General features: G+C 70.1%; 17 protein-coding genes. 8 read left to right on the top strand and 9 right to left on the bottom strand.

What is annotated here, in order from left to right; translation table 11 throughout:
- Positions 1 to 67 precede the first annotated feature (67 nt).
- The 4 genes from ACQEV1_RS17495 to ACQEV1_RS17480 all read left to right on the top strand — a co-directional run bounded on the left by ACQEV1_RS17495 (position 68) and on the right by ACQEV1_RS17480 (position 2,770).
- Complete coding sequence (locus ACQEV1_RS17495) at positions 68 to 661, top strand: helix-turn-helix domain-containing protein (RefSeq protein ID WP_433405919.1); 594 nt, start codon at positions 68 to 70, stop codon at positions 659 to 661.
- Positions 662 to 869: 208 nt separating this feature from the next.
- On the top strand, positions 870 to 1,475 hold the full coding sequence (locus ACQEV1_RS17490) for a hypothetical protein (RefSeq protein WP_433394722.1): 606 nt from the start codon (positions 870 to 872) through the stop codon (positions 1,473 to 1,475).
- Positions 1,476 to 1,620: 145 nt separating this feature from the next.
- On the top strand, positions 1,621 to 2,070 hold the full coding sequence (locus ACQEV1_RS17485) for a hypothetical protein (RefSeq protein WP_433394721.1): 450 nt from the start codon (positions 1,621 to 1,623) through the stop codon (positions 2,068 to 2,070).
- 97 nt (positions 2,071 to 2,167) lie between these two features.
- Positions 2,168 to 2,770, top strand: a complete 603-nt coding sequence (locus ACQEV1_RS17480) for a TetR/AcrR family transcriptional regulator (protein ID WP_285580633.1) — start codon at positions 2,168 to 2,170, stop codon at positions 2,768 to 2,770.
- On the opposite strand, the gene ACQEV1_RS17475 is transcribed toward ACQEV1_RS17480, so the two are convergent.
- Both ACQEV1_RS17475 and recO read right to left on the bottom strand, forming a co-directional pair.
- On the bottom strand, positions 2,763 to 3,554 hold the full coding sequence (locus ACQEV1_RS17475; RefSeq protein ID WP_285617365.1) for an isoprenyl transferase: 792 nt from the start codon (positions 3,552 to 3,554) through the stop codon (positions 2,763 to 2,765). The genes ACQEV1_RS17480 and ACQEV1_RS17475 overlap by 8 nt on opposite strands.
- A gap of 15 nt (positions 3,555 to 3,569) precedes the next feature.
- Entirely contained in the window at positions 3,570 to 4,355 is a 786-nt protein-coding gene (gene recO, locus ACQEV1_RS17470) for a DNA repair protein RecO (protein ID WP_285617367.1), read from the bottom strand.
- Between the two features lie 125 nt (positions 4,356 to 4,480).
- On the opposite strand from recO, the gene ACQEV1_RS17465 reads away from it, so the two are divergent.
- The 3 genes from ACQEV1_RS17465 to ACQEV1_RS17455 all read left to right on the top strand — a co-directional run bounded on the left by ACQEV1_RS17465 (position 4,481) and on the right by ACQEV1_RS17455 (position 6,295).
- Complete coding sequence (locus tag ACQEV1_RS17465) at positions 4,481 to 4,900, top strand: hypothetical protein (RefSeq protein ID WP_433394720.1); 420 nt, start codon at positions 4,481 to 4,483, stop codon at positions 4,898 to 4,900.
- A 106-nt stretch (positions 4,901 to 5,006) separates the two neighbouring features.
- On the top strand, positions 5,007 to 6,044 hold the full coding sequence (locus ACQEV1_RS17460) for a M4 family metallopeptidase (RefSeq protein WP_285617370.1): 1,038 nt from the start codon (positions 5,007 to 5,009) through the stop codon (positions 6,042 to 6,044).
- Between the two features lie 2 nt (positions 6,045 to 6,046).
- Positions 6,047 to 6,295 carry a protealysin inhibitor emfourin gene (locus ACQEV1_RS17455; RefSeq protein ID WP_285580641.1) on the top strand — a complete coding sequence of 83 codons (249 nt, stop codon included), beginning with the start codon at positions 6,047 to 6,049 and terminating at the stop codon, positions 6,293 to 6,295.
- 22 nt (positions 6,296 to 6,317) lie between these two features.
- Here the strand turns inward: ACQEV1_RS17455 and ACQEV1_RS17450 are convergent, their stop codons facing one another.
- From ACQEV1_RS17450 to ACQEV1_RS17430, 5 genes are all read right to left on the bottom strand, one after another.
- Positions 6,318 to 6,461, bottom strand: coding sequence for a hypothetical protein (locus ACQEV1_RS17450; protein ID WP_433394719.1), 144 nt, complete (start codon positions 6,459 to 6,461; stop codon positions 6,318 to 6,320).
- A 72-nt stretch (positions 6,462 to 6,533) separates the two neighbouring features.
- Positions 6,534 to 8,210 carry a 2-isopropylmalate synthase gene (leuA, locus tag ACQEV1_RS17445; RefSeq protein ID WP_285617371.1) on the bottom strand — a complete coding sequence of 559 codons (1,677 nt, stop codon included), beginning with the start codon at positions 8,208 to 8,210 and terminating at the stop codon, positions 6,534 to 6,536.
- 179 nt (positions 8,211 to 8,389) lie between these two features.
- A complete protein-coding gene (locus ACQEV1_RS17440; protein ID WP_433394718.1) occupies positions 8,390 to 9,601 on the bottom strand; it encodes a Cmx/CmrA family chloramphenicol efflux MFS transporter in 1,212 nt (403 codons plus the stop codon).
- 222 nt (positions 9,602 to 9,823) lie between these two features.
- Positions 9,824 to 10,582: a dimethylargininase gene (gene ddaH, locus ACQEV1_RS17435; protein ID WP_285617374.1), complete on the bottom strand. Its 759-nt coding sequence runs from the start codon at positions 10,580 to 10,582 to the stop codon at positions 9,824 to 9,826.
- A gap of 39 nt (positions 10,583 to 10,621) precedes the next feature.
- The gene (locus ACQEV1_RS17430) at positions 10,622 to 11,236 is read right to left on the bottom strand and encodes a zinc-ribbon domain-containing protein (RefSeq protein WP_433394717.1); all 615 of its coding nucleotides are present in this window, start codon (positions 11,234 to 11,236) and stop codon (positions 10,622 to 10,624) included.
- A 195-nt stretch (positions 11,237 to 11,431) separates the two neighbouring features.
- Here ACQEV1_RS17430 and ACQEV1_RS17425 point away from each other — a divergent pair, with 195 nt between their 5' ends.
- Positions 11,432 to 12,040: a hypothetical protein gene (locus ACQEV1_RS17425; protein WP_433394716.1), complete on the top strand. Its 609-nt coding sequence runs from the start codon at positions 11,432 to 11,434 to the stop codon at positions 12,038 to 12,040.
- A 12-nt stretch (positions 12,041 to 12,052) separates the two neighbouring features.
- On the opposite strand, the gene era is transcribed toward ACQEV1_RS17425, so the two are convergent.
- Positions 12,053 to 12,967 carry a GTPase Era gene (era, locus tag ACQEV1_RS17420; RefSeq protein WP_285617378.1) on the bottom strand — a complete coding sequence of 305 codons (915 nt, stop codon included), beginning with the start codon at positions 12,965 to 12,967 and terminating at the stop codon, positions 12,053 to 12,055.
- A 50-nt stretch (positions 12,968 to 13,017) separates the two neighbouring features.
- Positions 13,018 to 13,347, bottom strand: a complete 330-nt coding sequence (locus tag ACQEV1_RS17415; protein ID WP_285617379.1) for a cytidine deaminase — start codon at positions 13,345 to 13,347, stop codon at positions 13,018 to 13,020.
- Positions 13,348 to 13,424: the final 77 nt, after the last annotated feature.

Below are 13,424 nucleotides of genomic sequence, written 5' to 3'. Positions count from 1 at the left end.
TGCGCTCCGGTGGCGAACCGACAACTTCCGTTGCTGTTTCTGGGACGCAGGAGGTGAAATGAGCGGTATGGACGAGCAATCCCCGATCGCCACCACGCTGGCCCAGGTCGGCCCCCGCCTCAAGCGCATCCGCACCGAACGCGGCGTGAGCCTGTCCACGCTGGCCGAGGCCACCGGCATCTCCAAGAGCACGCTTTCCAGGCTGGAGACGGGCCAGCGCCGCCCCAGCCTGGAACTCCTGCTGCCCATCGCACAGGCACATCAGGTGCCGCTGGACGAACTGGTCGGGGCGCCCGAGGTCGGCGATCCCCGGATCCGCTCGAAGCCCCGCATTCGCAACGGCCGCACGGTGATCCCGCTGACCCCCCACCCGGGACCCCTGCAAGCCTGGAAGTCGATCATCCCGGCTGAGCAGAACCGGCCCGAGCCGTGCACCCATGAGGGCTATGAGTGGCTCTACGTGCTGTCCGGACGCCTGCGGCTCATCGTGGCCGATCACGACCTGATCCTGGGACCAGGGGAGGCCGCTGAGTTCGACACCCGCCTGCCCCACTGGTTCGGCCCCACCGGCGAGTCTCCCGTCGAGGTCCTCAACCTGTTCGGCCGCCAAGGAGAACGCATGCACATTCGCGCCAGCCCACGCCCTCGGCAGGCGTCCTGAGCGAAGACACCTTGTCGGGATCGCCAGTCCCGGGCAGGCGATCCGTCGCTGCCGTCGGCACTGTTGGCGGCGCCGGATTTCCGGTGCGATAACACTGCCTACCGGCCCGTGATGGGGCCGATGGAGTTGTTGCAGCGCTCGACAGGGGTCATTCCGAATTCCGGTGAAGTGTTCGTCGGTTCGGGCGCGGCGGTGTTTCAATCACCGCGTGTCGCTGTTCGACGTCGTCCTGAAGAATTTCCTCAAGCGCCCCACGGCGGTGGAACAGGTCGCGAAAGACGTCTCCCACGCCCCCGCGCCGGAGGTCATCGCCCGGACCACCGCCGCCCAGCAGAAGCTGGACGCCATTGTGGAACAGGCTAAGGCGCAACACGGTTTGTCCCGTGCGCTCCTCGACCAGTACGCCCCGGCGATGACCGAGACGAAGCGGGCCGTGGACGGCGCGCGGAAGACGGCCGGCTCGGCGGGGGCCCTTCACCCCTTCTACTACTCGTCCGGACTCGTAGGCGACCCCCGGCTTCCCCGCAGCATGCAGGTCGAACTGAGTGATCATGGCAAGGCGGCCGAAAAGGCAATCGACATCGCAGGCCGGGTCGAACAGCACCTCGACCGGGCTGACGGCCTGCTCTTCAAGGCGGGCTCCACCGAACTCCGGAGCGTCGGTCTCTCCCTTGACACCGGCGGACTCCGCGAGGCCCGCGCCGAACACCGCCGGCTGACCGAGGCCCACGACGAGTTCAACTCACAGGCGAGAAACAACTACGGGCACATCTTCGGGGATAACGCGAGAATCTACGAAACGCCGAAGGACTGACCCAGGGGGCCACCCCCCGGTCCCACCCGCCCAGCGGACTCCGAAACGACGGGCGAATGATGTGTGTCAATCCCTTGTCCTGGTGGCGGCCGATGACTGGCTGGCTGTACAGTCAACGTTCTCCCCAAGCGAATGGAGCACACACATGGCCGCACGTGACTGGGCCGTCAAGAAGGCCGCCTCGAAGATCCTCGGGCCGGACGAGAGACTCGTGGCCAGTTGCATGGCCAACCTCCCCGGCACGCTGAAGCGTGAGGGCTACTACTCGGCGTTGCAGAACGTCGTCGGCGTCCGGTTCGTGGACGTGGCGGCGGAGGGCGGGCTGCCGCCCAAGATGAACCTCGCGGTCACCGACCGGCGGGTGCTGCTGTTCGAGCAGTCCATGCTCGGCCGGGCCAAGGACCTCGTCGCCGAGATCCCGATCGCCCAGGTCGCCGAGGCGCGGATGCTGGAGTCCGGCCGCGCGCAGGTGTCCGTCAAGGTGTACAACTTCGCGATCACCTTCCAGGGCGGCGTCGACCTGGAGCTGGAATCGGCCGACAAGGGCGGCGTCAGCAACGTCGTCGGCGCCATCAACGGCCGGGTACGCGCCTGACCCGTGCGCTTTCGTGGCGGCAGGCGAGGACAATGGGATCCGTCATCGATCTCCGGGGGTTCGCTTGTCGCCACGTTCGGCTCAGGTCAACCGCGAAATGCGTGAGCAGTCACAGCAACGGATCCTGGAAGCGGCTCTGATGGCATTCGCCGAGCGCGGGTACGAGGGCACCACCATCGCCCAGATCGCCGAGCGGGCGGGGGTCGCCCGGGGCCTGGTGTCGTACTACTTCCCGGCCAAGGAGCAACTCCTCCAGGCGCTGCTCGGCCAGGCGCTCGACGCCATCCTCGCGCTGACCGACCCGGCCGAGGGCGAGGACACTCCCGACCTGCGGCTCGCCGGCATCATCGACCGCACGCTGGAGTCGGCCGCGAACACCATCGGCGTGCAGCGGCTCGTGCTCTGCCTCATGCTCCAGCCCGGCACGCGCGAGATCTTCGTCGGCGTCGAGGCCGCCAAGGCCGACGCCGTCGAGGAGTTCGAGCGCCGGCTCCAGGAGATCTTCGCCGCGCGCGGGGCCGAGGACCCCGCGCTGGAGGAGGTGCTGTTCCGCAGCGTGCTCGAAGGCGTCATCTTCAAGGTCGCGGTCTATCCCGAGACCTATCCGCTCGCCGCCGTCCGGCACCGCCTGCTGACGATGTACGGGCTGCCGGCCGGCGATCCGCCCGACGAGCCCGTACGTCCCCTCCGGGCTACTTGACCGCCGCGGTGACCTCGTTGGGGATGGCGCCCCCGAACCTCCGGTCGCGGCGGGCGTACTCCTCGCACGCCCGCCAGAAGTTCCGGCGGTCGTAGTCCGGCCAGAGCACGTCCTGGTAGACGAACTCCGCGTACGCCGACTGCCAGACCATGAAGTTGGAGCTGCGCAGCTCCCCCGACGGCCGCAGGAACAGGTCGACGTCGGGCACCTCGGGCCGGTAGAGGTAGCGCTGGAAGACCTTCTCGTTGACCTTGTCGGCCCGCAGCTTGCCGGCCTGCACGTCGCGGGCGATCGCCGCCGCCGCGTCGGCGATCTCGGCCCGGCCGCCGTAGTTCACGCAGAACTGCAGGGTCAGGACGTCGTTGTGCTCCGTCATCCGCTCGGCGTCCTCGAGCTCCTTGATGACGCTGCGCCAGAGCTTCGGCCGCCGGCCCGCCCACCGCACGCGCACTCCCATCGAGTGGAGCTGGTCGCGGCGACGGCGGATGACGTCGCGGTTGAACCCCATGAGGAAGCGCACCTCGTCCGGCGAACGCCGCCAGTTCTCGGTGGAGAACGCGTACGCCGACAGGTACGGCACGCCCAGCTCGATCGCACCCATGATCACGTCGAAGAGGGCGTACTCCCCCATCTTGTGACCCTCGGTGCGCGGCAGCCCCCGGTCTTTGGCCCAGCGGCCGTTGCCGTCCATGACGATGGCGACGTGATTGGGGATCAGCTCTTTGGGCAGCTCCGGCGGTCGTGCTCCGCTCTCGTGCGGATCCGGCGGCTGTACGGCCCTCATAGTGCGGTTCTTCTCCTATTCGATGACGGCATCCCGCAATGGCTCCTCGCGTACGGGCGACTCCCGCGCGGGCGACTCCCTCTCGACATGGCGAAGGGAACGGATGCCGTGTTCCAGATGCCATTGCAGGTAGGCGGCGACGAGGCCGCTGCACTCTACCCGGTGGCGGGATTCGCTGGCGTCGGCACGCGCCCAGTCGCCGCGGAGCAGGGCGATCATCAGCCCGACCGTCGCCTCCGCCGGGCTGGCCGAGCCCGGCGGCCGGCAGGACCCGCACACCATGCCGCCCGCGGCGATCGCGAACGCCCGGCCCGTACGCTCGCCGCAGCGCGCGCACTCCTCCAGCGCCGGGGCGTACCCCGCGATGGCGAGAGAGCGCAGGAAGAACGCGTCGAGGACCAGACGCGGGTCGTGCCCGCCCTCCACGAGGGTGCGCAGACCACCGACGACGAGGAGGAACTGCCGCAACGCCGGCTCCTTCTCGACCGGGGTGAGCTTCTCGGCCGTCTCCAGCATCGCGGTGCCGGCGGTGTAGCGCGGGTAGTCGAGGGCGAGGCGCTCGCCGTACGGCCGCAGTGTCTCGGCCTGCGTGACCAGGTCGAGCGAGCGGCGTTCGTACAGCTGAAGGTCGACGTGGGTGAAGGGCTCCAGCCGCGCGCCGAAGCGCGACTTGGTCTTGCGCACGCCCTTGGCGGCGGCGCGGACCCGGCCGGTGCGCCGCGTGAGGATCGTGATGATGCGGTCGGCCTCGCCCAGCTTCTGGGTGCGGAGCACGACGCCCTCGTCACGATAAAGACTCACCCGCCCATTGTCCCGCACCCTGCGGCACATCCGGACGTGAAGGGCTGCGATGATCACGGGAACGGCGCACAACGCCCGATCGTCGAATTCTTCGGATCCCATCCGGTATGACTCAAGGGGAAGACGTGACCTGTTTCTTCGACGCCTCACACGGCCCCGGCAACCAGCAGATCACGTGGTCGCCGCAGTGGGGCGCGCCACGTCCGGTGCTCGCCTGCCCCGCGTGCGCCCAACGCTGGATCGAACACCTGCAGGGCCACGGCTACCCGCAGCAGGGTTATGTGCAGCAGGGGTACCCGCAGCAGGGTTACGTTCAGCAGGGCTACCCGCAGGACTATCCTCCGCACCGGCACGGCTACGGCGCCGGTTCGGTGGTCGCCGCGGGCGCGGCCGGTTTCGTCGGCGGCATGATCGTCAATGAGATGTTCGACCACGACGAGGTCGTGGTCGAACACCATGTCGACGTGATCGAGGAGCATGTCGACGTGGTCGAGGTCGTGGATGACTACGGCGACTACAGCGGCGACTCGGACGGCGGCTGGTAACAACCTTCGACTACAGACTCTTTGTAGTTGATAATTAACAACCAGTGACCACATGCGGACGGGTGGACAGTGGTGTGGATCACATGCCTCGTGCAAATGTGCATCCATGAGATGCGCGATCGTCCCACCACACGTCCTCCGCCACGTCGCGGAGCAGCACAGTGACGAGCAGGTCCGCGAGCTCGTCCAGCGGACCCTCTCACTCGACCACACGCAGCGGGGCACGCGTGCCGCCGCGCAGCTGATCGCTGAGGCGCCCAAGGCCACCGCGCCGGCCGCGGCCAACCGCACGATCCACGACGCCGGGCACAAGGAGACCCTGCCCGGCCCGACGGTGCGGTCCGAGGGCGGCGCGGCGACCGGCGATCAGGCGGCCGACCAGATCTACGACTGGCTCGGCGTCACGTACGACTTCTACAACGCCGCGTACGGCCGCAACTCCATCGACGGCGCCGGCCTGCCGCTGGTCGCCTCGGTGCACTACAGCGTCGACTACGACAACGCCTTCTGGGACGGCTCCCAGATGGTGTACGGCGACGGCGACCAGCAGATCTTCGCCACCTTCACCGCGCCGCTCGACGTGACCGGGCACGAGCTGACGCACGGCGTCACCCAGTACTCCGGCGGCCTGGAGTACCAGGGCCAGAGCGGGGCGCTCAACGAGTCGCTGTCCGACGTGTTCGGCTCGCTCGTCAAGCAGTACCACCTCGGGCAGACCGCCGACCAGGCCGACTGGCTCATCGGGCAGGGCATGTTCGCCACCGGGGTGCACGGCACCGCGCTGCGCTCGATGAAGGCGCCCGGCACGGCGTACGACGACCCGAACCTCGGCAAGGACCCGCAGCCCGCCGACATGGCGCACTACGTCGACACCGACAGCGACAACGGCGGGGTGCACATCAACTCCGGCATCCCCAACCGCGCGTTCTACCTGACCGCGACCGCCATCGGCGGACACGCGTGGGAGAAGGCGGGACGGATCTGGTACGACACCATCACCGGCAAAAAGGTGCCCACGACTGCGGACTTCGCGAAGTTCGCCAGCATGACATATGCCACCGCGGGCAAGCTGTTCGGTGTGAAGAGCACCGAGAGCGACGCGGTCCGCGAAGCCTGGTCGACGGTGGGTGTCAAGGTCGCGTGAGAGTGGCCGTCACCCGCAGTGGTGGGTTCGCCGGACTGGTCCGCCGCGCCGAGGTCGACTCGGCGGACCATCCGGCGGTGGCCGGACTCATCGACAGCGTCTCCCTGGACGAGGTCCCGCGACACCGCCCCCAGCCCGACCGGTACGTCTATGACATCCAGATAGGCGACCGTTCCGCCCAGGTCGGCGAGGCCGACCTCCACGGCCCCCTGCGCGAGCTCGTGGACCACGTCATGACCCACGGCAGCTGATCCCCGCCCGCCGCGCCGCCGATCAGGACCAGGCCGCCGTCGCCGCCGACGCCGTGGCGGGGTCGCCCACGAGAAGGATCAGCGGCCCGCCGACGGTGAACACACCGCCGCCTTTGATGCTGATCCCCGCGGCGCCCTCGCCGCCCGTCGAAATGTCGCCGGTCACGGCGCGCGAAAGAGAACCGCCGTGGTCCGCCTCCCCGATGGAGGCGGACCACGGCGGCTCGGTCGCTCAGGGTCAGCGCATGGCGCGGTTGACCGCCGACAGGACGGCCTTCAGCGAGGCGGTGACGGTGTTGGCGTCGATGCCGATCCCCCACAGCACCTGGTCGCCGACCTGGCACTCGACGTACGCCGCGGCCCTCGCGTCGCTGCCCTCCGACAGCGCGTGCTCGGCGTAGTCCAGCACCCGGGCCTGGACGCCGATGGTGGCCAGGGCGTTCACGAACGCCGAGATCGGGCCGTTGCCGATGCCCTCGATCTCGCGGATCTCCCCGTCGACGCGGACGTCGACGTTGAGCATGTCCTTCTCGTCGACCCGCGACACCGCGCGGTGTGCGAGGAGCCCGACCTTCGGCCCGTTCGTCAGGAACTCCGCCTCGAAGATCGACCACATCTGCTCGGGCGTGACCTCGCCGCCCTCCCCGTCGGTGTGCTCCTGCACGACCCGGGAGAACTCGATCTGCAGCTTGCGCGGCAGGTCGAGCGAGTGCTCGGTCTTCATGATGTACGCGACGCCGCCCTTGCCGGACTGGCTGTTCACCCGGATCACGGCCTCGTACGAGCGGCCGACGTCCTTCGGATCGATCGGCAGGTACGGCAGCGCCCAGCGGTATTCGCCGACCGGCACGCCCGCCTGCGCGGCGTCGCGCTCCAGGGCGTCGAAGCCCTTCTTGATCGCGTCCTGGTGCGAGCCCGAGAAGGACGTGTAGACCAGGTCGCCGGCGTACGGGTGACGCTCGTGCACCGGGATCTGGTTGCAGTACTCCACGGTGCGGCGAATGCCGTCGATGTCGGAGAAGTCGATCTCCGGGTCGACGCCCTGGGAGAAGAGGTTCATGCCCAGCGTGACGAGGCAGACGTTGCCGGTGCGCTCGCCGTTGCCGAACAGGCAGCCCTCGACCCGGTCGGCGCCGGCCATCATCGCGAGCTCGGCCGACGCGACGGCGGTGCCGCGGTCGTTGTGCGGGTGCACCGAGAGCGCGACGTGCTCACGCCGGGACAGGTTGCGGCTCATCCACTCGATCTGGTCGGCGTAGACGTTGGGGGTGGAGCGCTCGATCGTCGACGGCAGGTTGAGCACGATCTCGCGGTCGGGCCCCGGCTGCCAGACGTCCATGACCGCCTCGCAGACCTCCAGCGCGAAGTCCAGCTCGGTGTCGATGAAGATCTCCGGGCTGTACTGGTAGCCGAAGTCGCAGTCGCCGAGGTACTGCTCGGCGAACTTCATGACGTGCTGGGTGCCCTCCACCGCCAGGGCCTTGCACTCGGCCCGGTCGATGCCGAACACCACGCGGCGGAACAGCGGCGCGGTCGCGTTGTACAGGTGGACGGTCGCGCGCGGCGCCCCGGCCAGCGACTGGACGGTCCGCTCGATCAGCTCCTCACGGGCCTGGGTGAGGACGGAGATCTGTACGTCGTCGGGTACGCGGCCCTCTTCGATGAGCTGGCGGACGAAGTCGAAGTCGGTCTGGCTGGCCGCCGGGAAACCGACCTCGATCTCCTTGTAGCCCATGCGTACGAGCAGCTCGAACATGGCCAGCTTGCGCGCGGAGCTCATCGGGTCGATCAGCGCCTGGTTGCCGTCGCGCAGGTCGGTGGACAGCCAGCGCGGCGCCTTGGTGATCGTCTTGCTCGGCCAGGTGCGGTCCGGCAGATCGACCGTGGGAAAGGGCGTGTAGCGGCCGAAAGGCATGGGACTGGGCTGTTGACGATGCATTTTGAAGGATGCTCCCGGGAGAAGTGCCTGCGGCCGGCGTTCACGCCGAAGCTCCGCGACGAGGGAGCCGACCTTTTACAGGCCCCCGTCGCGGCCGCTAAGGAGGAGCAGCTCACGCAGCACGCCGACCAAGCTAACAGACGACTCCCGGGTCATCACAATCCGGTCCCATCAGCTGAGACGGATGTGGCCCCGATGGTCGGCTGCGCGTCGTGGTGCGCCAGGGCGCGGCGGAAGGGCAGCGCGAGCAGGAGCACGGCCGCGACCAGGCCGCCGCTGATCCAGACCGGCCCCCGTTCGGCCAGCGAGGTGTTCAGCGTGGCCGCGGCGATCACCGGGCCGACGGTGGCCCCGACGTTGAGCGCGGCGGTGGCGTAGGAGCCCGCCATGGTCGGTGCTCCCGCCGCCTCGTACAGCGCCCGCGCGATCAGCGTGCTGCCGAGCCCGAAGGAGAGCGCGCCCTGGGTGAAGGCCAGGATCAGCACGGCCACCGGGTGCGACGCGGTGAGCCCGAGGACGACCCAGCCGCCGAGCAGCAGCGGCCCGCCGGCCACGACGACGGCGGCGGGCCGCCGGTCGGAGAACCGTCCGGCGACCGTGACGCCCGCGAAGGACCCCAGGCCGAACAGCACCAGCACGACGGGGATCCACAGCGGGGCCAGCGCGGCGGCCTCGGTGACGATCGGGGCGAGGAAGGTGAAGGTGCCGAACGTCGCGGCGTTGAGCAGCGCGCCCAGCAGCAGGGCCAGGGCCAGTCGCGGACGCCGTAGCTCGGCGAGTTCCCGGCGCAGGCCCGGCCCGTCCGGCTCGTGCGATCGCTCCGGGCCGGCGGGGACGCCGCGCACGATGCCGATCGCCGCGGGCACGCACAGCAGCGTGACCGCCCAGAACGCGGCGCGCCAGTCGAGCAGCGTCCCCAGCAGGGCGCCGCCGGGGACCCCGGCGACGGTGGCGAGCGTGGTGCCGGCCAGCAGGACGGCCAGGGCCCGGCCCTTGCGGCCGGGCGGGACCAGTTCGGCGCCCGTGGTGAGCGCCACCGCCAGGAACCCGGCGTTGGCGAGCGCCGCGACGACCCGGGTGGCGAGGAGCACCGGGAAGCTGCCGGTGAGGGCGCCGAGGACGTGCGCGGCCAGGAAGAGGCCGAGCAGGCCCAGCAGGCCGGACCGTCGCGGCCACCGGCGCGCGAGTGCGGCCATGAGCGGGGCGCCGACGACCATCCCGATCGCGAACGCCGAGGTGAGCAGGCCGGCCGTGGCGACCGGGACGCCGAGGTCGGCGCCGATGTCCGGCAGCAGGCCGGCGAGCATGAATTCCGACGTGCCCATGGCGAAGACCGCCACGGCCAGCAGATAAAGAGCCAGAGGCATGGGGGGACTCCGGGGTGAGGAGAGATCGGGGAAGACGTCTCGTCACCGCGGTCAGCGCCCCGGCCGTACCCGTCCGCCGCCGGCGTGCGGCGGGGCGGGACCGGTCAAGGGGGTTCAGGGGTCAGGGGGCTGACGGGTGACCGAAAGCCCCCACCTTGTCCGCCTCTGGGCTCGACATGGCAGGCACGATACTCAGCCCGGCCACTCGACGCACCGCGTTTTCTAGGGGACCAGGACGCTCAGGCAGGTCACGCAGCCCTCGAGCTTCTCGAACTCGCCGATGTCGACCACCGTCACGTCGTAGCCCTCGGCGGTGAGCTGGTCGGCCGTACGCGGCGCGGAGGCGCCCACCAGCACCTGCTTCTCCCCCAGCACCACGACGTGTGCGCCGGCCGGCTCCTGGGCCACACGGAGGTACGGCAGGGCCGAGGTGTCGACCAGCTCCGGGACGCCGATGAGCGATCCGTCCGGCAGTGCCGTCATCGCGGTCTTCAGGTGCAGGCAGTCGTTCAGCGCCACCGGCACCAGGCGGCGCCCGCGGGTGGCCACCTGCCGGGTCAGCTGGCAGATGGCGTCCTCGTTCGTCCGGGCCGAACGCCCGGCGTACACGGTGTTGCCGACCTGCAGCACATCACCGCCGTCGAGGAAGCCCTCGTCGATCCGGGTGATCTCCAGGCCCAGCTCGGCGACCGTGCCCTCCATCGAGGGGATCTCCTCCACGCGTTCGGGCACCCGGGGCCGGCCGAGCACGGCCAGGTCGTCACAGACGACCACCGTGTCCTCGACGAACACCCCGTCGGGCAGGTCGTCGGCCGGCGGCAGCCAGCGCACCCGCCAGCCCGCGGACTCCAGCGCCGCGACGTACGTCTCGTGCTGGCGCGCGGCGAGCGCCGCGTCGACCGGCCTGCGCTCGATGTGCGTCACGATGCCGTCTCCGAGGCGCGGGCTCGGACGGCGTACCAGCGCGGTCCGCTCACCCATGGCCGCCTCCGCGTACGGCCGGCCACGACGTCGTGGCGCTCACTCGCGCGCCGCCCCCTCGGTCGTGGTGATCACGCCGACGGCGTGCGCGGGCGTCATGCCGAGCCGGCCCGCGACCGTGTGCAGCGCCTGGCGCTCACCCGCGCCGATCGCGCCGTCGGCGAGGGCGACGCGGACGACCTGGGCGAGGAACCATTCGCGCGCCTCGGTGGCGAGCTGGGCGCCCGCCTGGACGATCACCTCGTCGGTGCCGTCCGGCCCCTCCTCCAGGGCGGCGGTCAGCGCCTCGTCGTCGAAGTCGGCCATGCCGTACCCGCGGACCGCCTCGACGGCACGGACCCGCGCGGCCGGGTCGGCCGGGTCCCCCGCCACCAGCACCGCGCCCGCCGCGGCACGCATCGCCATCGGCAGGGCCGCCGCCATCTGCTGCGCGGTGGGCAGCCGCAGCACGTCGAGGTTGAAACGGCTGCGGCAGGTGCCGCACTCGACGACCTCCCCGACGTGGTTCAGCGGGATGACCGGGAGGAAGAAGAGCGTGAACCAGCGGCGGGCGACCCGCTGCCGGTAGTGCCGGTCGCCTCCGCAGTTGGGGCAGTGAAAGTCACCCTGGCCGACGGTCCGGAAGAACACCGAGAGGCCGAAGATCAGCAACACGGAGGGTCTCCTTCTCTTTCCGGTCTGCTTTCCGGCAAGGCGCCCACTGGCATCGATCCTGCCGTATCCGTCCGCCGGGCCGGAACCGTTCGCCGATTCCGCCCTCCCGAAGGATAGGTGGCCGGAACAGGTCCCCGGCCCGCCATGATCCCGAACGGCTGTCCAGGCCCAGGCCGAACTCCTACGCTGCGTCTCATGAACCAGCCGTACGAACCCCCCGGCGGCAGTGATCAGCCGCAGTGGGGAGCCCCGCAGCAAGGCTATCCCCCACCATACGGACCGCCGCCGGGCCCTCCGCAACCGGGCTTCGGGCCGCCTTCCTGGCAGCCCACCACGCCCCGCCGCACGGGCTCGCCGCTCGGCATCGGCATCGCCATCGCGGGCGCGCTCATGGCCATCGGCACGCTGCTGCCGTGGATCTCGGTGAAACTCCAGCTCGGATCGCCGGACGATACTCCACTGAGCCACGCCTTCAGCCGCAGCCTGAGCGGCATCAGCTCCACCGAGGGCAAGATCGTCATGCTCTGCGCGCTGGTCGTGATCGTCTTCGGCATCGTGGCGATGGCGAACAACGGCAGGCTCGGGCTGCTCGCCGACGTGCCCGCGGTGATCGCCATCGTGGTGATCCTCAAGGTCTTCGGCGACAAGGCCAACTACGACTCGGAGGCCGGAAAGGGCCTGCCGGCCGTTCTCCGGGCCAACATGGACGTCTCCCTGCTGGCCGGCATCTACATCTCACTGATCATGGCCGTCGCGGTGCTCTGCCTGAGCGGCGTCGCCTTCGCGACGTCCAAGGCGAGATAGCGCCCAGACAGGTCAGTCGAACCCGAGACGGCGCAGCTGCTTGGGATCGCGCTGCCAGTCCTTGGCGACCTTGATCCGCAGGTCGAGGTAGACCTTGGAGCCGAGCAGCGCCTCGATCTGCCGCCGGGCGCGCGTGCCGACGTCCTTCAGCCGCGCGCCCTTCGGGCCGATGACGATCCCCTTCTGGCTGGGCCGCTCGACGTACAGCCAGGCGTGCACGTCGACCAGGTCGTCGCGGCCCTCGCGCGGCGCCATCTCCTCCACGACCACCGCGATCGAGTGCGGCAGCTCGTCGCGTACGCCCTCCAGGGCGGCCTCGCGGATCAGCTCGGCCACCAGCACCTGCTCGGGCTCGTCGGTCAGCTCGCCCTCGGGGTAGAGCGGCATGCCCTCCGGCAGCCGGCTGACCAGCACGTCACCGACGACGTCGAGCTGGAAGCCCGACTCGGCCGAGCACGGCACGACGTCGGCCCACTCCCCCAGCCGCGACACCTTGAGCAGCTGCTCGGCGACCTGCTGGCGGCTCGCCAGATCGGTCTTGGTCACCATCGCCACGACCGGCGTGCGCTTCACCTGGGCCAGCTCGGCGGCGATGAACCGGTCGCCCGGACCGACCTGCTCGTTCGCCGGCACGCAGAAGCCGATCACGTCGACCTCGCTCAATGTGGAGCGCACCAGGCTGTCGAGCCGCTCGCCCAGCAGTGTTCGCGGCTTGTGCAGGCCGGGCGTGTCGACGATGACGAGCTGCGCGTCCGGCCGGTGCACGATGCCCCGGATCGTCCGCCGCGTCGTCTGCGGCTTGCTGCTGGTGATCGCCACCTTGCTGCCGACGAGAGCGTTCATGAGCGTGGACTTGCCCACGTTGGGGCGACCGATGAAGCAGGCGAACCCCGACTTGAATCGGGTGCCGGTCTGGGGCGAGGTCACACTGTCGATTGTGGCGTACTCGCGGTCGCCGCCGGACCGCATGGCGCCGGTCAGCCCCTCAGCACGGTGCGTACGGAGCCGTCCGGCGCGGCCACCAGCACCGGAGCCTTGGGCCCGAGGTCACGAACGGCCGCGATGTCGGGCGCCTCGTCCTCGGTGACGACGGCCGCGGCTTCCAGGTCCTCCGCACCGCTGGAGACCGCCATGGCCACGGCGACCTGCAGCGCGGTCAGCTTGAGGGACGGCAGGTCGACCGGCCCGGCCGCGTACGTCCGCCCGGTCTCGTCCCGTACGGCGGCGCCCTCGGCCGCACCGGCACGGGCACGCGTCGAACGTGCGAGGGTAATGATCTTCAGGTCTTCGGCATCGAGCTCGCTCACGCCCGCCAGCGTACGTGCCCGCGGACGCGGCGGGATCCGCCGAGGGCGACCGCGAGAATGTTCGTACGGCCACCAGG

Source organism: Actinoallomurus sp. CA-142502 (assembly GCF_050936355.1).
Taxonomy (GTDB): Bacteria; Actinomycetota; Actinomycetes; order Streptosporangiales; family Streptosporangiaceae; genus Actinoallomurus; species Actinoallomurus iriomotensis.
Note: the sequence above shows the minus strand (reverse complement) of the source record. Positions and strands in the feature narration are given on the sequence as shown.